This window comes from Zhongshania marina (assembly GCF_002915595.1).
Taxonomy (GTDB): domain Bacteria; phylum Pseudomonadota; class Gammaproteobacteria; order Pseudomonadales; family Spongiibacteraceae; genus Spongiibacter; species Spongiibacter marinus_B.
Genome location: NZ_PQGG01000040.1, coordinates 171,631 through 194,009, shown reverse-complemented (window position 1 = coordinate 194,009; position 22,379 = coordinate 171,631). Strand labels below are relative to the sequence as shown.

Below are 22,379 nucleotides of genomic sequence, written 5' to 3'. Positions count from 1 at the left end.
CACAACAGCAAGGCCGCGTATGATTACGCGGTTTTTTTGTACCTTTTGGGGACGTGAATTTAATGATTAAGCACAATAGCTATTTTGATAACAATGTTCAGTCGCTAGGCTTTGCTACTGCAGATAAGCCAGCCTCGGTTGGTGTAATGGCGGCCGGCGAATACCGCTTTGGCACCGAAGCGGCAGAGCGTATGGAAGTGATTAGCGGCGCCTTGACGGTATTACTGCCTGGCCAAACTGAGTGGCAGACCTTTGCTGCTGGCAAAGGTTTTGATGTGCCAGCGAATAGCCACTTCGATTTACAGGTTGCTGTGAATACGGCTTACCTGTGCATTTACGGTTAAGTCTTAGGTAATTTTATCGAGCGCGTGGAATGCACGCGCTTTAAGCCCACCGTTTTAAGGCCTTTTCTTCTGATTTTCTCTTCTTTATTTCCCCCTTTTCTAACGCCCGTACAGCACGTAATACGAAATTTGTGAAATCGGCGCGTATTTTGCTATCTCATATGTGTTACCCAAATTGGGTCGCAATTTTATTTCTTGTCTATTGAAATGTTTAAACGCGTTAAGTCCAGCGAGTAGACGCCTGTCTGCGTTGGGCTGCGCCACATGACGGGGGTCATATGAAAAAGGCAAAATCTGGTTTAATTTTAGCAGCTGCAATATTGGCGATGCTGCCGTTTGGTTCTACTTGGGCGGGGGTTTGTCAGGCGCCAACGGCGCATTCCGAGCTGGATCTTGATGGATGTATGTCTGGCGATATCTTAATTCTGCGCGAGGTACACTTTGATACTGATTCAGCAAAAATTAAAGAAATCTCCTTTGATTTTTTGGATCAAGTGAGTAAAGAGCTAAAGGAAAATCCCACTATTAAGGTGGCTGTACAAGGCCACACTGACTCAATCGGCGCTGCCGATTACAATATGAATTTGTCGCAAAATCGCGCGGAATCTGTGCGCTATTATCTGGTGTCTGCAGGGGTGAATCCCCAGCAATTAGTGGCGCAAGGCTTTGGTTTAACTGAACCTTTAGCCGATAACGCTACTTCGCAAGGTCGTGCGGAAAACCGTCGTGTTGAGTTGAAAATGGTCGGTACGCTAGTCCTTTCAGAGCCGCAACCTACCAATGTTTATATCTCTACTTTTCACGCCGTGCCAATGGAGTTGGTTATTCCTGCTGGCTCACAGGTGACGTGGACAAATTACGATGAAATTTCCCACGATATTAGTTTTGACGGTGTGCAAGGCTCACGTATTTGGACTAAGGGTTGGAACGGTGATACCTACAGCCTGCAATTTGATAATCCAGGCACATACAGCTATCACTGCAATGTTCATAAAGACGTTAATGGTCGAATTGTTGTAAAGCCAGCGGTTGAGGAATACGTAACAACAGAGTCGCCAATTTACCCTGGGCAAACAACCAGCTCGTATAAAGGTAATCAAACTACCCAGCGAGTAGGGAGTTAATTCGTGGGGTATTGATACATATTGGTGCAAGATTGCATATTTTGTATTTTAATTTTTGCACTAAAATGTGAACATTCGCCCCAGATTGGGGGCAAGAAAGGCGGCCTTGGCCGCCTTTCTTATGTTTGGCCGTTAGCCTTAGAAAGGGTTTGGTCGAACAAGTTTTTAAAGTGTGCCTGTACTCGCTCTAAGTCTAGCAATGACATTCCGCTCGAAAAGCCAAACCACACATATAGGCCGTTCAGGTCTCTAAACATCGGTGGTAAATAGCGGGGAGCTTGTATTAACCCTGCTTGCTGGTATTGGTGGAGCACCGGAATATCGTCGAGCGCGACTTTGCCAACGAAAAGCATGGGTAGAAGTTCGGGCTTGTCTGACAGAATGGCACTGCGAATAAAATTCACGGTTTCTACAAACCCTTTTACGTAGGAAAGATCCTTCGTAAAACAGCTCCCACCTTCAACCATGCCGCCGCGAAACACCCGCTGGGCAATTTTATAACTGTCGTGACTACTTAAGCCCTGCGCGACAAAATGCCGGTATACCTCTAAAAAATCGGCGCCATTTTCCGCCATGTCTATCGCTACGACGCGATCACTAATACGCCTTGCGCGATCGGGAAAGGAGCTAAAGGTCAGCGTTTCAATAAGTACCGCCAAGCCCTCTTGAAGTGCCGTGATTCTCGGCGAGCCAACGCTTAGCCACGTGGCCCAAGCTTGGTTGCGGCCATTTAACGTGGTGCCAACGTGTACCCAGCCTTCGTGAACCTCTAATACTTGTAAGTCGAGGCTTGAGAACGATGAGTGGGTATTGACCTTAATGCAGTCGCCGCCCGCCGAGGCATCAGAGACAATGCCATCGGTTTCTTTAACCGTAAATGCACTGTCAGAAAAATAGGGGGCCAAGCGTTGTTGCAGCTTCTCAACAGCGATTTCGGCGCTAATATTCTTGGGGTAGGCGGCGGCTAGGTGCTTGGCTGCCGGTAGCGAAAAAATATGGCAGAGGCGCTGACCCATTTCAATTAAGGTAAGTTTGTCGCCCCGTAAGTGATCCCGCGCAGATCCGTAAAGCTCTCTGCTTGCTCGCAAAAACTCGGTATTTCCGCGGTTTTCAACCAAGCGAATCACCGTTAAATACTGTTCAATGGTTTCCGCCAAGATATTGCCTAGCGGGTCGTCGTGGCCAAGCCGCTGCTGCACTTGTTTGTGCAGGGCGGTGAGTTCGGCGGCCTTTGTTACAGGGTCAAAATTGAGTGGGTTGCGCAGATAATAGTTGCGGTCAACGGCGGGCAGCTTCTCCGCCTTGTCTTTAAAAAATTGCTGTTCAATTGTTTGCGGCCATTTGATGGCATCCAGTATCAGAATGGGCTTTTGGATGGCGATGAGGGATTCAGAAAGCTGCTTGAGCGATTCTTGGTATTGACGATCCAGATGATGACTCATGCGCAGTGGTTTACTCCGATACCTGAGGGTGGATGGCAAGAAGGCAGCGCAGCCGGTCGCGGCCGAAGCTCGCCATATTCGTGAAGGCATTGATGCTTATTGGCACATGCATAAAATCAGTTTCACTCTGCCAGCGGCTGTCGTTGGTGTCGGGGTCGCTAATATAGACAAAGTGCTCGTCAGATTTGCTCACGTAAACCCAGTGCGGCGCACGGTTGCGGTTTAGTGCCCATGTGCTAATCAGTGCAATAACGTGGCTGTGCCGTTCAAGAATCTCACGAAACTGGCTAGGCCCCAAGGGGTTAATCTCAACGCTGTCTGGGTGGTTTAATAGCTGCTCGCTAAAGTCTTGGTGTACTAATTCAATAACCTGCCGCTTTTCCTCGCTGCGTACACTGTCGATAAATGGTGTGCCGCTGCGGTTGATATACAGACGAGCGCCGAAGCCGCGTTTCAAGGCTGCTAAGGCCAAACCGTGGGGTGAGCTGCCGCCGTGGCCGGTGGTCATAAAAATAGTCGTCGCCTCGCGCCACAGTTGTAATTCTTCGCGGCGGCTAATGGGGTAGTTGGGGTCGATGTTGCGCATCGCCATCATCAGCGCCGCTGGGCCGCAGGTGAATTCTGTGGTCTGCCGGTAATAGGTGGGGGCTTCGGTAATGGCCGACCCGGTTTCTGCCTGTAGGCGTTTTTCAAAGCGCAGCGCGGTACAGCCATCTTCGTAATAGTCGTCGATACTGTCGAAGGTGGCATAACCTAATTTTTCATAAAGCGCGATGGCGGCGGGGTTGTCTATTCGCACTTCCAGACGCATAAATAGGCAGTCCCGTTCACGGGCTTGCGTTTCGGCATGGGCCAATAATTGTTGGGCAAAGCCTTGCCCCCGAAAAGCTGGATCCAAGGCGATTGAGTAAAGCCTTGCGAGACTGGTGCCGGTGCGGAACAGCACAATGCTGTAGCCACATGGAGTGCCGTCACTCAAAAGAATAGACGTTGAGTGAGCGCCGGCCTTGATTAGGCTTTTAAAGCTTCGACGCGAGAGTTTGTCGCCACTAAAACAGCGCTGTTCTATGGCCTCTAAGCTATCTAAATCACCTTGAACTGCAGCGCGGATGTGGTTCACGGGCACAGCCTGAAGTTTGGCTTATTCGCACTGGCAGTAGCTGCGAATTGCGCTATGGTATTGATATCGCGGTAGCGTCTGATCGTTGCAAAATTCATAGGGCGAGTAGGCCTTGCTAAAGAACGGATCATACTGCGCAATATTTACTGGATACAATCATCTTCGGCATATTGTTAATGGTAAAAATTGGTCGCAGAATGCCGGTCATTGTATCGCCTACTAGGAACTGGTTGATGTCACGGTTTTTTGTTGTTGTTGACGACCTAAAAGATTGGTCGCCGTATTATCCGAGTCAGGATGTCATTACCTTCGATGACTATCTTGAACGCATCACCCAGAGTAGTGGCGAGCGGGTGCGGGTAATTAACCTATGTAGAAGTTATCGCTATTTAGGCACCGGTTATTATTGCTCGCTACTTGCTGAAGCGAGGGGGCACAACGTTTTGCCGTCGGTGAACACCCTTAGTGAGTTGGCGCGTAAATCGCTTTCCGATATTTTGCTCGAAGGGGTTGAGCCTTTGCTTGCAAAATTGGCAGAGGGAAAAGCGGGAGAAAGCTTTAGCGTTAGAAGTTGGTTTGGGGAGTGTTTGGCACCGGAATACGCGGCCATTGCCAAGGCGGTATTTGAGCGTTTTCCCTCGCCACTCCTCGAAATTACTTTTGAGTACAAGCAGCGATGGCAAATTAAAAAGCTGCAAATGATGGCGCTTAAATCCCTCAAACAGGGTGGCGAGCAGGAGGCTTTTGCATCTACGTTTGAGCGCTTTAGTAACAAAATGTGGCGTAAGCCAAAGGCGAGAAAGTCGTTTCGATACGACTTGGCAATACTCGTTGATCCAGAAGAGAAACTCCCGCCCAGTGATAAAGCCGCATTGCGCAAATTTTCCAAGGCGGCAGCGAATTTAGGTATATCGGCAGAGCTAATTACCAAAAAGGACTATTTGCGTTTGCCTGAGTACGATGGCTTGTTTATTCGCGAGACAACCTCGGTAGACCATCACACCTATCGCTTTGCGAAAAAGGCGGCGGCGGAAGGTCTGGTCGTGATGGATGATCCAACGTCAATTTTGCGCTGCACAAATAAAATTTATTTGGCTGACCTGCTCAGCAGCCATAAAGTGCCAACACCGCGCACGGAGTTTTTGCGTCGCGATAATCCCGAAGAGCTAAAACGCATTGCCGACACGCTAGCTTATCCTATTGTGTTGAAAGTCCCTGACGGTGCTTTTTCCCGTGGTGTGGTGAAAGTGGAAAACTGGGAAAGCTTGGTCGCAGAAAGTCAGCGCCTGCTTGATAAATCAGCCCTCTTGTTGGCGCAGGAGTTTATGTACACCGATTACGATTGGCGTATCGGCGTTTTAGACAGCAAGCCATTGTTTGCTTGCCGCTATTATATGGTTCGCAATCACTGGCAAATTTATAAGCACAGCAGCAGTAAAAGTCAGTCAGGCGGCTTTGACACGATGCCAACCTACGAAGCACCAAAAAAGGTGCTCGACGTTGCGGTAAAGGCCTGTAAATTGATTGGCGATGGTTTTTACGGAGTAGATGTTAAGCAGTCGGATAACCGCGTGGTTGTGATCGAAGTGAACGATAACCCGAGTATTGATTCTGGCGTAGAAGACTTGTTTCTAGGTGACGGGCTCTACGATTCCGTCATGGAGGTATTTTTACGTCGCATGGAACAGCGCCGCCGCTAATTTGGGCGGCACTTTTAGTGCTGCCCGCTTTCGCCAGGTGACAAGCCACATTGTACTAATAGCTCAGCGGCAACTTTAACGTGTTGCCGCTGCGCCTGCGTTGCTTTTTCTAAGAGTTCATCGCGCTGCGTTACCCATGTTAAATACGCCGTCGGCACTGCAATATTCTTGGTATTCATTGAGAAAAATAATGTATTTTCAATGGCGTGAATCTGTTCCAGTAGCGCGTATTGATGTTGATTAATAAGGCTGGCTTGCGTTTGTATTCGACCAATAAAATGGCTGCTAAGCACATTGCGAAATTGTTCTGCCGCTGGTGTTGGCGAAGGCTTTAGACACAAAGGTCGGCCGCTAAGTCTTTGTGAAATAATGTCACTGGCGCGTGCAAGTTCATGAGTATTCAATTGCTGGGCACGTAGTAATGCGCCGCCACCACCTAAGCGAATTTCTCCTAATGTTAGTAAGACGTCATCAGCATTATGTTGCCAATTTCCACTTAGCCATTGTTGTTGCCAGTATTGCCAACGGGCGAGCGCCGCAATGCTTGGGTCTTTGCCATCATTAGGGTAAGCACGTAAGTCTGGTGGTGCTTGCCAAAATTCCCGAAACTCAGCACCTGCGATACTTGCCAAAAATATACGGCTAGGTAGTTCGCGTCTTTTTAAATTGACGGCTTCACGTAGTTGAGTGGCGAGGCTGTTCTTGCCATCGCTATTTAATATCTGGATACAGTCTTCTGCTTCATTTAAAAAGCGCAGATCAAAAATAAGTTTTGCACTGGCATCACCGTGGCGACCGAGAATACTGTTACGCTGGGCTATGGTTTCTCTCAGGGCGCAGCGGCGCAGGCGCAAAAAATCGAGTAAATCGATATTGCTGGTTTCAAAAGTTAAAGCCAGATCGCGCGGCCTCGGAAAGTGCAAGCTTGCATCAATATTAGCACTGCTCGTATCTCTATCGAGTACGCGGCTTACTCTAGAGATGTAATCTAGCCAACTAGATTCTAACTCGCCTCGGTCTGCGCAGCTGGCAAGTAGTAAAATAAAACACAGCAAAAGCGCAAGACGGATTGCAGTAGTTTTATTCTGGCGCATGCACATTATTCGCTGTTTAAATTATTTAATTTCAAGCCGATTAGTAATGGCATTGCGCAGTGAGTTTGAATCTGGCTTCGTCATTGAGCTGAAACTCTCTGATTCTCCCGTAGCAGGATCGAAAACATATTTATAAAAATTCCATTTGGGTGTTGTGTCACTGGCATCCGCAACTAATTTGAGTAAGGGGTCGGGGCTGTCGCAACGAATACATGATTTATGAAACACCGGAAAACTTACGCCATAATTTGCATGGCACACCTTTGAGGTTTTCTCTGCATCCTCGTATTCCTGACCGCCAAAATCTGCGGTGGGTACACCCAATACCAACAAGCCTTGCTCTTTAAATTCTTGGTATAACGCTTCCAAGCCTTCAAATTGCGGAGTGAAACCGCACATACTGGCGGTATTTACCACCAGCAGCACTTTGGCGCTTTTTACTGTATCGCAAAGATTGAGTTCGCCAGCTTCTAAGGTCGGGCGGGATTGCTTTAGGTTTTCTGGACATTCCCATGCAACAGCATTGTAACTGCACAGCAGGCCAAGCAAGCACAGTGTAGGCTTAAACCTAAGTAAGATGGACATATATCACCACGCTTTCATTTGTAAAATGGATGTGTAAGCTTATACTCAAATTTGAGTTGTAAGACACTATATACTAATTGAATAGAAGTTCAGATCATCTGCAAAGACCTTTGCAAGTGACGTGGATACATGCTGTTTCTAGGATTTGGTCCCTTGTCTTTAGTTTTTCCCATCTAGATTTACATATTTCTTGGCTTTATAAATAGCTTATAACGGTTGTTAATTACATGATTGCTAAATTTTATGCTTGATCAATATCGCTTTGCCTTAGTTGATCTTGAAACCACTGGCGGTCAGGCGCGTGACGATCAGATTATGGAGATTGCGATACGTCTTGACGATGGTTGTGGGCGTTCTCTTGGGCAGTGGCAGTCGCTTGTTGATCCTCAGTGTTCTATTCCTTTTTTTATTCAGAATCTCACGGGTATTAGCCCGGCTACGGTGCGTGGTCAGCCACGCTTCGCGGACGTGGTGGATACGGTGTGGGGGTATTTAGAGGGCGCGATATTGGTCGCGCATAATGCAAAATTTGATGCGGGTTTTTTGCGGCATCATTTGCGGTCCTTTGGGTATGAGTATGAGCCCAAGGTTTTGTGTACTTTGAAGTTGGCGCGGACCCTATATCCCGACTGGCCTAAGCATGGCTTAGAGGCAATTTGTCATCGTATTGGCTTTTATTCTCCGGTGCATCACAGAGCGATGGCTGACGTTGATGCGATGAAGGCATTTTTGGATTATGCGAGGGAAGATAAGGGCGAGGCGGTTTTTAATTTTGAGCTGGGTTTGCAGTTGGGGCTGCCGGTATTACCGCCGTCACTGAGTCAGGAAGATATTGACGCTATTCCTCGTCAGCCCGGTGTTTACCGCTTATTGGGTGAGGCTGGGGAGCTGTTGTATTTAGGTGGGGCGACGTCGCTGCAAGCGCAGGTGCTTCATCATTTCGCTAATTGTTCCGGCGATAGCAAGGCGACTAAATTGGCGCGGCGAGTTTGGGGTATTCAGTGGCAGGTATTGGCGGGTGACTTGTCAGTGGGTTTTTATTTGAGTACCGCTTTGCGTTATGAGACACCGCTAATGCAGCGTCGCCCAAAGGCTGCTGGCAAGCCCTGCTGTGTGCGTTTTGTTGTAAATGAGAATGATCTTACTCAGTTGCGATTTCGCTCTGGTTTACCGGCAAGTGTCGTTCAGTCGGGGGAGCTATTTGCCATTTTTCGCGATAGAAAGCAGGCCAAAGCCCGTGTCGCTGAGTTGGCTAAGGAGTCCGGTCTGTGCTTGTATTTACTGGATATTCTTGCCGAGGGTGAGCAGTGCGCCTGTGCGAATTGTGCTCTGCCTAATGATGGCGTTCCTATAAATGGAGCTGTCGAGCCGCAGAACACCAATCAAAAAATTATAGCGGCGCTGTCTAGCTATTTGTATACGCCGTGGCCTTTCGAGGAGCCGGTATTTATTTGCGAGCGGAATGCGTCGGGCTTTGCTGAGTGGCATTTGGTTAATGACTGGCGATACTACGGCAGTTTTGTATGGGATGCCGACGCTAAGTTAATGCGTGAGCACATTGTGCCTCGTGAAGAGGGTGAGGCGCAGATAGACCTAGAGAGTGCTCAACGGCGGTGTGAGCAGGTTAAAGATTTTCAGTATGAGCACTATCGACTGATAAAGGCCTTTATTGATGAATTGCCCTGCCAGACCTTGTCCGATTTTTTCGCGGTGTAGGGACTTGTTTGCCGCTTTATAAATGCGGTTTCTAACAGGGCGGGGTATTCAGGTATAATCGCTGTCAACTTTATTGGCCACAATCAATCATTGCTCTTTGGTTGTTGGCGTCGTTGCAGATTAGCGAGATTATATTATGGCAATTTCTTCGTTCCATCCTCCTCGTCGTACCTTGATGGGCCCCGGTCCTTCAGATGTACACCCTCGGATTTTAGAGGCTCTTGGCCGGCCAACGCTGGGGCATTTAGATCCTTTATTTGTGGGCATGATGGATGAAACCAAGGCCTTGCTAAAGTATGCGTTTCAGACCAGTAATGAGCTGACTCTCCCAATTTCTGCACCAGGTTCTGCCGGTATGGAAGCCTGTTTTGTTAACCTTGTTGAGCCCGGTGACAAGGTGCTGGTGTGTGTGAACGGCGTGTTTGGCAATCGTATGATTGAGAACGTGACGCGTTGCGGCGCTACTGCTGTGCGACTCGATTTTGCTTGGGGGACGGCGGTAGAGCCGGCGGCGGTTGAGGCAGCTTTAAAAGAGCACGGCGATATTAAAGTTTTGGCTTTTGTTCATGCCGAGACCTCAACGGGCGCACTCAGTGATGCAAAAACATTGTGTGGCTTGGCGAAGCAATACAATGCCTTGAGTATTGTTGATGCGGTTACCTCAATGGGCGGTGTGCCGCTGATGGTAGATGAGTGGCAGGCCGACGCGGTGTATTCCGGCAGTCAAAAGTGCCTGTCGTGCACGCCGGGTTTGTCGCCCGTTACCTTTAGTGATGCCGCGGTGGCAGCCATAAAGGCGCGTAAGCACCCAGTGCAAAGTTGGTTTTTGGATATGAACTTGATTTTGGGTTATTGGGGTGAGGGCGGAAAGCGCGCTTACCACCATACTGCACCGGTGAATGCACTTTACGGCTTGCATGAATCCTTGGTTATGCTGCAGGAAGAGGGCCTGGAAAATGCTTGGCAGCGTCATGCCACGATGCACAAAGCCTTGGCGGCTGGGCTAGAAACGCTGGGAATTCGTTTTGTGGTTGATGCGGATCACCGCTTGCCGCAGTTAAACAGCGTTTATATTCCAGAGGGCATTGATGACGCGACCACCCGTCAATACCTGCTTGCGAATTACGACTTGGAGATCGGCGCGGGCTTGGGTGATCTTGCTGGTAAAGTGTGGCGAATTGGGTTGATGGGCTACAGCGCCAGAATGGAGAATATTAGCCTGTTGTTAAAGGCACTGGCTGCGGCAATGACAGAGCAAGGTCTTGCCTGTGATGCTGAGAAAGCCATTGCAGCTGCGCAAGCGGCCTTAGTTTAATTTTAAAATAGCTAAGCAAAATGCCGAGCTGATGGTCTTCATTGGTTCGGCATTTTTGTATCTTCACTATAGGTATTTTTAGCACTGATGATGTGCCTAGGCTTTTGCTAGTCTCTCTTTATGTCTAGCAGTGAGCTTATAAATGTGTCCCTAAGTAATCCCTTGGTCGAACAGGTTCGGCTTGACCTATTAGACGCCATTGAAAATGATTCGATAGTCTTGCCGACTTTGCCAGAAGTCGCGCTAGAGATTCGCGAGGCGGCCAGCGATCCCGATGTGAATGTTGGTATGTTGGCGACGATCATCGAAAACGACAGTTCAATTGCGACCCGCATTTTGCGTATTGCCAATAGCTCCTTATTAAGGGGGTTTCAGCCTATTCACGACGTAAAGTCAGCTATAGGTCGAATTGGTCTCGCCTATACCAGCACGCTGGTGACGACCTTGGCGATGCAGCAAATATTTTTGTCGACCAAAGAGGCGCTGAATCAGCGTATGCGTGCGATTTGGATGCACAGCACCGACGTGGCGGCGATATGCCATACCCTCGCTAAATCACAGCCACATTTAAAGCCAGAGATGGCGACACTGGCGGGTATTGTTCACCAAGTGGGTACCTTGCCTGTTTTGTCATACGCGGTGGGGCGCGGGTTTTTGCGTGATCATCCCAATTTACTTGATCACATATTGATTAGCCTCAGCCCCGAGGTTGGCAGTCGAATTCTTGAGGCCTGGGGTTTTGCAGAAGAGCTGGTGGTGGTACCGACGCAACATATGGATTTTAATCGTGAAGCACCGGAAGGTGATTATGTTGATTTAGTCACGGTTGCGAATTTGCATAGCTATGTGGGTAGCGAACACCCCTTGGCAAGTGTGGATTGGTCGACGGTAACGGCCTTTGCTCGCCTAGGTTTGCCCGTGACTCCAGATACCAGTGAAGGATATCAGCAGCAAATAGAAGCGATGCAGGGCTTGTTGCGCGATTGATTTACCTCTATTGCGCCCGAGCTAGGGCGCACAAGGAGTGGGCGCCGACCGCGATTGCCGCGAACAATACTTAAGCGTAATTCCATCGGCCTCAGTGCGGCCTCCTACAAAACCAATCATACCTGTAGATGCTCTGTTATTTGCTCTGAGCGTCAAACTGTTGACCGTTGACGGTCTTACTGGCATCGCTCATTAAATAGAGATAAAGCGGCATAATGACCTCTGGCAGAGGGTTGTTTTGCGGATTTTCACCGGGATAGGCGGTGCGTCGCATAACAGTTTGGGTGGCGCCAGGGTTAATGCTGTTAACGCGGATATTGTTAAGTTCAAACTCTTCCTCTGCCAAAATTTGCATCATGCCTTCTGTGCCAAATTTTGATACCGCATAGGCTCCCCAAAATGCCCGACCTTTGCGGCCAACGCTAGAAGAGGTAAGAATAATAGAGGCATTTTCTGCAGCAGCCAGCATGGGCAGTAGCGCCTGAGTCATCATAAACGGCGCGGTCAAATTTACGTGCAATACCTCGTCCCAGCTGTCTACGGTAGTTTGAGCTAGGGTGCGGCGTTGGCCGAGTACGCCAGCGTTATGTAGTAAACCGTCTAGGCGGCCAAATTCGCGTTCTATGGTGTTTGCCAGTTCTTCGTAATCTTTCATTGCGGCGCCGCGCAAATGCACGGGATATATCGCTGCTTGTGGGTAGCCAGCGGCTTCTATCTCATCATATACGGCTTCAAGCTTCTCAATGGTGCGGCCTAGCAAAATTACTGTGGCACCGTGTTGGGCGTAGCTCAGTGCAGCGGCGCGGCCGATGCCGTCGCCAGCGCCGGTTACGAGTATGACTTTGTTTTCAAGGCACTGCGGCGCGGCGACAAAATCTGGGGGAAGCATTAAAGGCACGTAAAATCCTCGGGTTTATGACTGCAGTAATTTGTTGATGAGTGGAATAAGATCGCTGGCGGTGTCGACCACGTAATTGGCGCCCCAGTTGTCGGCGCTGTCATTTTCTAAAATATAGCCGTAGCGACAAGCGACGGTGCGCATACTGGCATTGCGCCCCGCGTCGATGTCGCGTTGATGATCCCCTACATAGATCGCGTTTGCTGGTAGGCAGTCGATTTCTTTGCAGGCCAGATATATGGGCTCGGGATGCGGTTTGCGATGCGTAACGTGGTCGGGGCAAATTGCGGTGCCGCAACGCGTCTGCAACTGCATTGCCGCAAGCAGTGGTTCGGTAAAGCGCGACGGCTTGTTGGTGACAATTCCCCACTTTAATCCCTGAGACTCTATGTGGCTTAGCACGTCGGCCATGCCGGGAAAGAGGGTTGTGCTGACCGAGAGCTGGGCAAGATAGCGGTCGAGAAACTCATTGAGTAAATCGGCAAAGCCGTCGCTACCTTCGGTTTGCTCAAACCCTAGGCTGACGACCGCGCGGGCGCCGTCGGAAACCTTGCGACGCACGGCGTCGTAGCTCTGTTGCGGGCGACTGTGTTCGTCGAGCATGCTGTTGAGTACCGCGGTGAAGTCGGCGGCGGTATCGAGCAGAGTGCCATCAAGGTCAAATAATACGGCGTGCAGCATCAGGCGGGTTTCTTAACGTGAATCATATAGTTTACATCGACGTCGTTGTCGTTCAGTCGATAGGTGCGCAGCAGCGGGTTATAGGTGAGTCCCGTCATGTGTTGCATTTGCAGACCGGCGTCGCGAACCCAGTTACCTAGTTCCGCAGGGCGAATAAAGCGGCTGAAGTCGTGGGTACCCTTGGGTAGCATTTTTAATAAATACTCGGCACCGACAATGGCAAACATAAAGGCTTTGGGGTTGCGATTTATGGTGGAAAAGTAAATATCGCCACCGGGTTTGCACAGGGCCGCGCAGGCGCGAATAACCGATGAGGGATCGGGAACATGTTCTAGCATCTCTAGACAGGTCACGACGTCATAGCTTGCGGCTTCTTCTGCGGCGAGTTCTTCCGCCGTGGTTTGCACATATTCAACCTTGGCGCCGGACTCTAGTTGGTGTAAGCGCGCGACACTCAGCGGGGCTTCGCCCATGTCGATACCTTTAACACTGGCACCGCGTTGAAACATGGCCTCTGATAAAATGCCGCCGCCGCAACCTACATCCACTACTCGGCGTTCCGCGAGTGGTGAGCGTTCGTCAATATAATTGACTCGCAGGGGGTTAATATCGTGCAGGGGTTTGAACTCGCTATTGCGATCCCACCAGCGATGGGCCAGTTCTTCAAACTTGGCGATTTCTGCCGGATCGACGTTGTTTCTGTGTTGTTGCTGCGATTCCGCGTGCTGCATTTTATTCTCCGCTAATTCTTGAGCGCCAGAGTTCTGCGCGAGCAATAATGTCTCGGCGGTCTAGCGTGGTCAGTTCGCCATTATCCAGTACCTTGCGGCCCATGATCCAGCTATAGCGAACCTGATGACTGATATTGGTATACACCAGTTGTGATACGGGGCTGTAAACCGGCTGCTGTTCTAGTGCTGATAAATCTATGGCGATCACATCGGCTTGTTTGCCTACTTCGAGGCTGCCGACGAGATGGTCTATGCCTAGCGCTTTGGCGCCATTCAGGGTGGCCATGGTGAGTGCGTAGTGGTCTGGTAGTGCGCTGGCATCACCGGCAACCACCTTGCCCAGCAGTGCTGCGCTGCGCATTTCGCTGAATAGATCGAGGTCGTTATTGCTCGCGGCGCCATCGGTGCCGATTGCGACGTTAATGCCGGCGGCCCGCATTTTTTCTACCGGAGAAAAGCCGCTGGCCAGTTTCATATTTGACTCAGGGCAGTGCACCGCATGGCAGCCAAAATTAGCGAGGGTGGCGATGTCGTCATCATTCAGGGCTGCAAGGTGTACGCACTGGGTTTTGGGGCCGAGTAAGCCTAGTTCTGCCAAACGCTGGATGGGCCGTTTGCCGGCTTGGGCGACGGCATCATCTATTTCTTGCTGGGTTTCGTGTAGATGAATTTGAATTGCGGCGTCTGCTTCGGCGGCGAGGGTGGCTACTCGCTGCATCGCGTCGTCGCCAACTGTGTAGGGTGCGTGTGGGCCAAAGGCAACGGTTATGAGTTTGCTGTGTTTTAGCTCGTCCCGCAGGGCGAGGCCTTTGCGCAGATACTCGTCGGGGCCGCTGCCCCAGGCGCAGGGGAAGTCGAAGATGGGGAAGCTAAGTTGGGCGCGAATGCCAGCTTTGCGAATGATGCCAGCGGCGGCCTCCGGGAAAAAATACATATCGCTGAAGGTGGTCGTGCCGCTGCGCAGCATTTCTGCAATGGCTAGCTCGCAGCCGTCGCGAACAAATGCCTCGTCTACCCAGCGCCCCTCTGCAGGCCAAATGTGGTCGTTAAGCCAAGTGTGTAGTGGTTTGTCGTCGGCCATGCCGCGAAATAGGCTCATGGCCGCGTGGCCGTGGGCATTGATTAGCCCCGGCATTAGCACGTGGTTATCTAGCCGTAGTACGTCGGCGGCCTCAATGGCTTCTGCTTCTTTTGCGGGTAGGATGGCGCAAATTTCGCCATTGCGAATGGCCAGTGCGTGCTCAACTAGCGGCGTGCAGTTGGGCGCAACGGGAATAATCCAACGTGCAAATATGAGGGTGTCGACGGGGTGTTGGCTTTGGGCAGGCATGGGGCTGTCCGTATCTGTTTACGCAAAGGCGCAAGTATACCCGTTAACGCCACCGCTGTGGGTGCCTTTTGCTGCGGTAGTACATTGATTTACGGCGATTTTGAACTGTCTACGGGCTTGAGATTTATGCTATGATTGCCGCTTTATTTTCCGCTTAGACCAGCTGCGCCGTCGGCGGAGGCGGCGACAGTGGTGAGTTAAATACCGGATAAGGCCGATTTCGAGGCGACACTGCCACGTGACGACTATCCATAATAAGGAATTACCCGATTCATGGCTGATATAGCTAAAGAGATTCTGCCGGTAAATATCGAGGACGAGTTAAAGCAGTCCTACCTTGATTATGCAATGAGCGTTATCGTCGGTCGGGCACTGCCCGATGTGCGAGACGGTCTAAAACCAGTTCACCGCCGCGTGCTATTCGCTATGAGCGAGCTCGGTAATGACTGGAATAAAGGCTATAAAAAGTCTGCCCGTGTGGTGGGGGACGTAATCGGTAAATATCACCCTCATGGTGACTCAGCGGTATACGACACCATCGTTCGGATGGCGCAGCCGTTTTCACTGCGCTATATGCTGGTCGACGGTCAGGGTAATTTCGGTTCCATCGATGGCGATAATGCGGCGGCCATGCGTTATACCGAAATTCGTATGCGCAAAATTGCCCATGAAATTCTTGCTGATCTAGATAAAGAAACCGTTGATTGGGTGCCCAACTACGACGGCACCGAGCAAATTCCAGCGGTTATGCCTACCAAAATCCCCGCGCTATTAATTAATGGCTCTTCGGGTATTGCGGTTGGTATGGCGACGAATATTCCGCCACATAACTTAACTGAAGTTATTAATGGCTGTTTGGCCCTGCTGGATGATCCAGATATTACTGTTGATCAGTTGATGGAGCATATTCCTGGCCCAGACTTCCCAACTGCGGCGATCATCAACGGCCGTGCCGGCATTGTTGAAGCCTATAGAACAGGCCGTGGCCGTATATATGTTCGCGCCCGCGCTGAGGTCATCGTCGACGAAAAGACCCATCGCGAAACCATTCTTATTCACGAACTGCCTTACCAAGTTAACAAGGCGCGTTTGATTGAGAAAATTGCTGAGCTGGTTAAAGAGAAGAAGATAGAAGGTATTTCTGAGCTGCGCGATGAGTCTGATAAAGACGGTATGCGTGTTGTTATAGAAATGAAGCGCGGCGAAAGCGGCGAAGTCATTCTGAACAATCTTTACGCCCAGACCCAGCTGCAAAACGTATTTGGTATTAATATTGTGGCCTTGGTCGACAACCAGCCGCGTATTTTGAACCTCAAGCAGCTGCTTGAATACTTTATTCGCCACCGTCGCGAAGTCGTTACTCGCCGTACGGTTTTCTTGCTGCGCAAGGCGCGTGAGCGCGGTCATGTGCTGGAAGGTTTGGCGGTTGCGATTTCAAATATCGATGAAATTATCGCCACTATTAAAGCTTCTGCAACGACCCAAGAAGCAAAAGACAGCTTGATCTCTCGGCCGTGGAAATTAGGCGATGTAGCAGGCATGTTAGAGCGCGCCGGCGAAAATGCCTGTCGCCCTGATGATCTTGAAGATCAGTACGGCCTGCGGGATGGGCAGTACTTCCTGTCGCCGGTACAGGTGCAGGCGATTCTTGATTTACGTCTACAGAAATTAACGGGTCTTGAGCACGAAAAATTACTGGGCGAGTACCAAGAGCGCCTGCTGGAAATTGCTGAGTATTTAAATATTCTGGCCAACCCAGACGTGCTTATTGCGGTTATTCGTGGTGAATTAGAGCAGGTTGTAGCGGATTACGGTGACGAGCGTCGCAGTGAAATTGTGGCGTCGCAGCTCGATCTTAATCACGAAGATTTGATTCCAGAAGAAGACCGCGTGGTCACTATTTCTAACGGTGGTTACGCTAAGTCGCAGCCCTTAGATACCTACCAAGCCCAGCGTCGCGGTGGTATGGGTAAGTCGGCGACCTCGGTGAAAGACGAAGATTTTGTTGAGCATTTATTAGTGGTGAACACCCATACCACGATTTTGTGTTTCAGCAATATAGGTAAAGTGTATTGGCTGCGGGCCTATCAAATTCCTGTTGCGGGCCGTAACTCTCGCGGTCGGCCAATGGTGAATTTATTGCCGCTGGATGAGAATGAGCGCATTACGTCTATTTTGCCGGTTAATGAATACACCGAAGGCTATTTCATCTTCATGGCGACCAGTTTTGGTACCGTGAAAAAGACCCCGTTAGAGGCATTCTCTCGTCAGCGCAGTGTTGGTTTACGCGCAATTGAGCTCGATGAAGGCGATGTGCTGATTGGCACCGCGATCACCAATGGCGAGAATGATATTTTGCTATTAACCAGTGCGGGTAAGGCGGCGAGATTCCCAGAAACAGCCGTTCGCGCTATGGGTCGTACTGCTCGCGGTGTGCGCGGTATCCGTATGGATGATGAGCAACGCGCTATCGCGATGATTATTCCGCAAGAGGGTGGTCGGGTTTTGACCGTCTCTGAGAACGGCTACGGTAAGCGTACCTTGGTTGAAGATTTCCCTGCTAAAGGTCGTGGTAATCGCGGCGTTATTGCGATGGCTATGAGTGAGCGTAACGGGCCTTTGGTTGGTGCGGTGCAGGTCTTTGAAGGCGACGATCTGATGCTGATCAGTGACCAGGGCACTTTGGTGCGCACACGCACGGACGAGGTTTCTATCCTCAGCCGTAATACACAGGGTGTTCGTGTTATTCGTTTGAAAGAAGACGAGCATTTGGTTGGCGTTCAGCGTGTTGAGGAAGAAGATGACGAGAAGTTGTTGGGCGCCGGTGACGATGCAGAAACTGCCTCATCAGACGATGTGATTGCCGGCGAAGCGGCGAGCACTGACGGTGATGCAGCAGCGCCAGCGGATGATGGCGGCGACGAGTAATTTTTGTCGATATTGCTTTGCTATAACTGAGTAACGAGTTGCGGCGCCGCTGGCGCCGTTTGTTTTTATATTTTTTAATCTTTCGGAGTGGCGATTCAAGATGGCGCGTCGTTTTAATTTTTGTGCAGGTCCGGCTTCAATTCCTGAATCAGTATTGGCGGAAGCCAGCGAGCAGCTAATGGATTGGCAGGGCCGCGGCTTGTCGGTCATGGAGATGAGCCACCGTTCCGATGAAATGGTTGGCATTGCGAAAGAGGCCGAAGCGGATCTGCGTGAGCTGATGGGGATCTCTGACGATTACGCGGTACTGTTTCTGCAGGGCGGCGCAAGCAGCCAATTCTCGGCCGTGCCCTTGAACTTGATGGGTGAAGGCAAGGTTGTTGATTACGTCAACACTGGGGAGTGGTCTAAGAAAGCCATTAAAGAAGCAAAGCGCTACGCTAAAGTAAATGTGGTAGCGTCCTCTGAGGATACTAATTTCACTACGATTCCTGCATTTGATAGCTGGAATTTAAGTGACGACGCAGCTTATTTGCACTACACGCCAAACGAAACGATTGGTGGTCTGGAGTTTTTCTGGACGCCAGACAGCAAGGTGCCTTTGGTGGCGGATATGTCGTCCACTATTTTGTCGCGTCCCATCGATGTAAATAAATTTGCGTTGATTTACGCAGGCGCTCAAAAGAATATCGGCCCCGCTGGTTTGACTATTGTGATTGTTCGTAAAGATTTGCTGGGCAAAGCCAGCCCAATCACGCCAACCATGATGGATTATAAAACCGCTGCTGATAACGATTCTATGTACAACACACCGCCAACCTTGGCGTGGTATTTGGCTGGCTTGGTATTCAAGTGGCTGAAGGCCCAGGGTGGCTTAGAGGCGATGGAGCGTATTAACCGTCGCAAGGCAGAAAAGCTATATAGCTATATTGATGCCAGCGGTTTTTATAGCAACCCCGTTGAGGTCGCTAGCCGCTCTTTAATGAATATCCCCTTTGTGTTGGCGGACGCGAGTTTAGACAAGGCGTTTTTAGCGGGCGCGGAAGAGGCCGGTTTGCTGAATTTGAAAGGTCATCGCTCGGTGGGCGGGATGCGCGCTAGCGTATATAACGCTGTGCCTGAAGAAGCGGTAGACGCCTTGATCGCCTATATGAAAGATTTTGCACAAAAGAACGGCTGAGATTATGAGCGAATCCAACACGCCGCCGATAAGTCTGGACGATTTACGTCAGGACATCGATAGCATCGACACCCAGATTCACGACCTGCTGAATCGCCGTGCTAGCTGCGCTCAGCAGGTTGCCGAAGTGAAATTGCGGGAGTTTGCCGCAGCTCAGCAATTTGAGTCGAGTGCCGACAGCAGTAGTTCACAGCAGCTACTATTTTATCGGCCCGAGCGCGAAGCGCAGGTTTTGGCGCGGGTGAAGGCGGCAAATAAAGGCCCTTTGGCTGACGACACGGTGGCGTTTATTTTTCGCGAAATTATGTCGGCCTGTTTGGCCTTAGAAAAGCCGATGGAAGTGGCTTATCTGGGGCCAATGGGTACATTTAGCCAGGCTGCTGCGCTCAAGCATTTTGGTCATGCTGTTATTAGTGTGCCGCAAACCTCTATAGATGAAGTGTTTGCCAAGGTGGCTAATGGTCAGTGCCATTACGGCGTGGTGCCGGTAGAAAATTCTACCGAAGGTATGGTTTCTCATACGCTTGATGCGTTTATCAATTCGCCTTTAAAAATTTGCGGTGAATTGGAATTGCGTATTCGTCTGCACTTGCTGGTGGGGAAAGACGGCAAAGATAAGCCAATCACGCGGATTTGCGCGCATCAACAAGCCTTGGCGCAGAGCCGGCGCTGGTTGGATGGGCATTATCCTGGTATCGAGCGTTCTGCGGTGAGTAGCAACGGTGAGGCGGCGAGAATGGCTGCCGAGGAAGAGGGCGTTGCAGCGGTTGCCGGCGATATGGCTGAACAGCAGTATGGCTTATTACAGTTGGCGGCAAATATTGAAGATCAGCCGGATAATACGACACGCTTTTTGATCATTGGTCGTGAGGATGTGGCGGCCAGCGGGCGCGATAAAACTTCTTTGGTGGTGTCTGCGCGTAATCGCCCCGGCGCGCTGTTTAAATTACTAGAGCCGTTTCAAAAGGCAGATGTCATGCTCACGCGTATCGACACGCGACCATCGCGCACCGAGCCGTGGACCTACGTGTTTTTTATAGAGTTTGAAGGGCATCGTGACGATGCCATCATTGTCGATATTCTCAAGGATATCGAGCAGCATTCCATTATGTTTAAAGTCTTGGGATCTTACCCAAAGGCGGCAATTTAACGATGGTGTTTGGTGAGGGTGTAACGAGTGGCGTGTGATGTGTTTGCGTTGGCAAATGTTGGCGTTCAGGGCTTGCATCCCTATCAACCGGGTAAGCCAATAGAAGAGCTGCAGCGCGAGCTGGGTTTGACTAGCATTGTTAAATTGGCGAGCAATGAAAACCCTTTGGGACCGTCGCCGTTGGCAATGGCCGCTGCACAAGCTGCCTTAAAGCAGTCGCATCTCTATCCCGATGCGAGCGGTTTTGATTTAAAGAAAAAGCTCGCACTTAAATTAGGCGTCAGCGAAAACCAGTTCACGCTTGGTAATGGCTCTAATGATGTCTTAGATCTGATTGCTCGCACCTTTTTGAGTGCAGGTAGTTCGGCGGTGTTTTCCCAATACGCGTTTATCGTGTACCCCATTGCGGTTCAAGCGGTTGGTGCGCGGGCTATAGTCACCCCAGCAAAAAATTGGGGGCATGACCTAGATGCGATGGCGGCAGCCATTGAGCCCGATACCAAAGTGGTCTTTATTGCTAACCCTAATAATCCCACCGGAAATTACCTTGACCGTGCAAGCCTGAGTGCGTTTTTGGCCAAGGTGCCTGAGCGCGTTATTGTTGTGCTTGATGAGGCCTATATAGAGTTTGCCGGTGTAGAAGATTTTCCTGATGGGCTGACCTTTCTAAGCAAGTATCCCAATATTATTGTTACGCGGACCTTCTCTAAAGCCTATGGTTTGGCTGGGCTGCGTATTGGCTACAGTGTGAGCAGCCCGCAAATCGCTGATTTATTAAACCGCGTACGAGCGCCGTTCAACGTTAGTATTCCCGCGATGTCGGCGGCCCAGGCGGTGTTGGATGATGACGATTATTTAAGCCGCAGCCAGCAAGTAAATAGTGCAGGTATGCAGCAGTTGTGTGCCGGCTTTGAGGCCTTGGGCTTGAGCTATATACCGTCGGTGGGAAATTTCGTTGCACTTGAATTACCCTGCGACGCTATGCCGGTGTATCAGGCCCTATTAAAAGAGGGCGTGATAGTCAGGCCGGTGGGGGTGTATCAAATGCCAAAACACCTGCGGATTTCCATTGGCTTGGAGCATGAGAATGCGCGGTGTTTGAATGCGCTGCAAAAATTAAAAAGTGAGGGTGTTCTTGATTAATAAGCTCACCATTATTGGCTTGGGGCTGATGGGTGGCTCCTTAGCCAAGGCCTTAAAAGCGCAAGCTGCGGTTGGCGAAGTGGTCGCTACTGGGCGCCGCGCAGAGTCACTGGAGCGTGGCGTGCAGCTAGGGGTGATAGATTCTTATACCCTAGATATGGCTGAGGCAGTCGCCGGCGCCGACGTGGTAGTGATTGCAACGCCAACACTGGTTGCCGAAAAAGTGATGGCGGATTTAGCGCCACTCTTAACGCCCAATATCATTGTCACCGATGTGGCAAGTGTGAAAGGCAATATCCAGCGCGCGGCAGAGCGAATTTTTGGTGAGGTTCCCGCTAACTTTGTCTTGGGGCATCCCATTGCAGGGTCTGAGCAAAGTGGGGTGGAGGCCTCTTCGGTTGATTTGTTTCTTGATCACCGAGTTATTTTAACGCCGCTTGAAAATACCGCGAGTGAGGCCGTTGCCTTGATTCGCGCAATGTGGGAGTCCTGCGGGGCTGAGGTGCTGTGCATGGATGTAGCAGAGCATGATGCGGTACTTGCGGCGACCAGTCATCTTCCCCACGTATTGGCCTACACCTTGGTGGATGCGCTGGCGCAAAATGGCGCCGCTGCTGATATTTTTAAATTTGCCGCGGGCGGGTTTCGCGATTTTACGCGGATTGCGTCCAGCGACCCGACCATGTGGCACGACATAGCCCTAGCCAATCGCGAAGCGATTTTGCAGGGCATAGATAGTTTTAGTGCGCACCTAGCGCTTGTTCGTAAAGCGATAGAAGAGGGTGATGGCGAGGCTATTTTTGCGAGCTTTGATCGCGCTAAGCGCGCCCGTGATGAGCATTTTTTGGGGCAGTATCTCAGTCGTCAAAAAAAATCCCCTTCATCGTAATTTCATATTTTTCTGATTCCAT

General features: G+C 50.4%; 19 protein-coding genes. 11 read left to right on the top strand and 8 right to left on the bottom strand.

All coding sequences use genetic code 11. The features are described from left to right. The first annotated feature begins 62 nt into the window (after positions 1 to 62). Positions 63 to 344 carry a pyrimidine/purine nucleoside phosphorylase gene (gene ppnP / locus C0068_RS17620; protein WP_103685794.1) on the top strand — a complete coding sequence of 94 codons (282 nt, stop codon included), beginning with the start codon at positions 63 to 65 and terminating at the stop codon, positions 342 to 344. A gap of 278 nt (positions 345 to 622) precedes the next feature. Further along, a complete protein-coding gene (locus tag C0068_RS17615; RefSeq protein WP_103685793.1) occupies positions 623 to 1,468 on the top strand; it encodes an OmpA family protein in 846 nt (281 codons plus the stop codon). A 119-nt stretch (positions 1,469 to 1,587) separates the two neighbouring features. Here C0068_RS17615 and C0068_RS17610 read toward each other — a convergent pair whose 3' ends face one another. Both C0068_RS17610 and C0068_RS17605 read right to left on the bottom strand, forming a co-directional pair. Further along, complete coding sequence (locus C0068_RS17610) at positions 1,588 to 2,910, bottom strand: flavohemoglobin expression-modulating QEGLA motif protein (RefSeq protein ID WP_103685792.1); 1,323 nt, start codon at positions 2,908 to 2,910, stop codon at positions 1,588 to 1,590. Between the two features lie 10 nt (positions 2,911 to 2,920). Beyond that, entirely contained in the window at positions 2,921 to 4,030 is a 1,110-nt protein-coding gene (locus C0068_RS17605) for a GNAT family N-acetyltransferase/peptidase C39 family protein (RefSeq protein WP_103685791.1), read from the bottom strand. A 233-nt stretch (positions 4,031 to 4,263) separates the two neighbouring features. Here C0068_RS17605 and C0068_RS17600 point away from each other — a divergent pair, with 233 nt between their 5' ends. Beyond that, a complete protein-coding gene (locus tag C0068_RS17600) occupies positions 4,264 to 5,730 on the top strand; it encodes a RimK family ATP-grasp domain-containing protein (RefSeq protein WP_103685790.1) in 1,467 nt (488 codons plus the stop codon). A 14-nt stretch (positions 5,731 to 5,744) separates the two neighbouring features. Here C0068_RS17600 and C0068_RS17595 read toward each other — a convergent pair whose 3' ends face one another. Continuing rightward, on the bottom strand, positions 5,745 to 6,824 hold the full coding sequence (locus C0068_RS17595) for a DUF3080 family protein (protein WP_158250022.1): 1,080 nt from the start codon (positions 6,822 to 6,824) through the stop codon (positions 5,745 to 5,747). A gap of 21 nt (positions 6,825 to 6,845) precedes the next feature. Then, a complete protein-coding gene (locus C0068_RS17590) occupies positions 6,846 to 7,409 on the bottom strand; it encodes a glutathione peroxidase (RefSeq protein WP_103685788.1) in 564 nt (187 codons plus the stop codon). Between the two features lie 243 nt (positions 7,410 to 7,652). On the opposite strand from C0068_RS17590, the gene C0068_RS17585 reads away from it, so the two are divergent. The 3 genes from C0068_RS17585 (at position 7,653) to C0068_RS17575 (ending at position 11,427) form a co-directional block, all read left to right on the top strand. After that, the gene (locus tag C0068_RS17585; protein WP_103685787.1) at positions 7,653 to 9,125 is read left to right on the top strand and encodes a 3'-5' exonuclease family protein; all 1,473 of its coding nucleotides are present in this window, start codon (positions 7,653 to 7,655) and stop codon (positions 9,123 to 9,125) included. Positions 9,126 to 9,261: 136 nt separating this feature from the next. Continuing rightward, positions 9,262 to 10,440 (top strand): pyridoxal-phosphate-dependent aminotransferase family protein, encoded by a 1,179-nt coding sequence (locus tag C0068_RS17580; RefSeq protein ID WP_103685786.1) that lies wholly within the window; start codon positions 9,262 to 9,264, stop codon positions 10,438 to 10,440. A gap of 144 nt (positions 10,441 to 10,584) precedes the next feature. After that, positions 10,585 to 11,427, top strand: coding sequence for an HDOD domain-containing protein (locus tag C0068_RS17575; RefSeq protein ID WP_103685816.1), 843 nt, complete (start codon positions 10,585 to 10,587; stop codon positions 11,425 to 11,427). Positions 11,428 to 11,563: 136 nt separating this feature from the next. Here the strand turns inward: C0068_RS17575 and C0068_RS17570 are convergent, their stop codons facing one another. Genes C0068_RS17570 through C0068_RS17555 form a run of 4 tightly spaced genes read right to left on the bottom strand, consistent with a single transcriptional unit; the run spans position 11,564 to position 15,067 of the window. Then, positions 11,564 to 12,316 (bottom strand): YciK family oxidoreductase, encoded by a 753-nt coding sequence (locus C0068_RS17570; RefSeq protein ID WP_199176221.1) that lies wholly within the window; start codon positions 12,314 to 12,316, stop codon positions 11,564 to 11,566. A gap of 24 nt (positions 12,317 to 12,340) precedes the next feature. Further along, on the bottom strand, positions 12,341 to 13,006 hold the full coding sequence (locus tag C0068_RS17565; protein WP_103685784.1) for an HAD-IA family hydrolase: 666 nt from the start codon (positions 13,004 to 13,006) through the stop codon (positions 12,341 to 12,343). Next, entirely contained in the window at positions 13,006 to 13,737 is a 732-nt protein-coding gene (ubiG, locus tag C0068_RS17560) for a bifunctional 2-polyprenyl-6-hydroxyphenol methylase/3-demethylubiquinol 3-O-methyltransferase UbiG (protein ID WP_103685783.1), read from the bottom strand. The genes C0068_RS17565 and ubiG overlap by 1 nt, the downstream gene beginning before the upstream one ends. Before the next feature lies 1 nt (position 13,738). Further along, a complete protein-coding gene (locus C0068_RS17555; protein WP_103685782.1) occupies positions 13,739 to 15,067 on the bottom strand; it encodes a TRZ/ATZ family hydrolase in 1,329 nt (442 codons plus the stop codon). A 273-nt stretch (positions 15,068 to 15,340) separates the two neighbouring features. Between C0068_RS17555 and gyrA the strand changes: the two genes are divergently transcribed. From gyrA to C0068_RS19730, 5 genes are all read left to right on the top strand, one after another. Next, on the top strand, positions 15,341 to 17,995 hold the full coding sequence (gene gyrA, locus C0068_RS17550; RefSeq protein ID WP_103685781.1) for a DNA gyrase subunit A: 2,655 nt from the start codon (positions 15,341 to 15,343) through the stop codon (positions 17,993 to 17,995). Positions 17,996 to 18,095: 100 nt separating this feature from the next. Then, complete coding sequence (gene serC / locus C0068_RS17545) at positions 18,096 to 19,175, top strand: 3-phosphoserine/phosphohydroxythreonine transaminase (RefSeq protein ID WP_103685780.1); 1,080 nt, start codon at positions 18,096 to 18,098, stop codon at positions 19,173 to 19,175. Positions 19,176 to 19,179: 4 nt separating this feature from the next. Beyond that, positions 19,180 to 20,325 (top strand): prephenate dehydratase, encoded by a 1,146-nt coding sequence (gene pheA / locus C0068_RS17540; RefSeq protein ID WP_103685779.1) that lies wholly within the window; start codon positions 19,180 to 19,182, stop codon positions 20,323 to 20,325. Between the two features lie 39 nt (positions 20,326 to 20,364). Beyond that, a complete protein-coding gene (gene hisC / locus C0068_RS17535) occupies positions 20,365 to 21,468 on the top strand; it encodes a histidinol-phosphate transaminase (RefSeq protein WP_233208858.1) in 1,104 nt (367 codons plus the stop codon). Then, positions 21,461 to 22,357, top strand: a complete 897-nt coding sequence (locus tag C0068_RS19730; RefSeq protein WP_434061425.1) for a prephenate dehydrogenase/arogenate dehydrogenase family protein — start codon at positions 21,461 to 21,463, stop codon at positions 22,355 to 22,357. Before hisC ends, C0068_RS19730 begins: the two co-directional genes overlap by 8 nt. Positions 22,358 to 22,379: the final 22 nt, after the last annotated feature.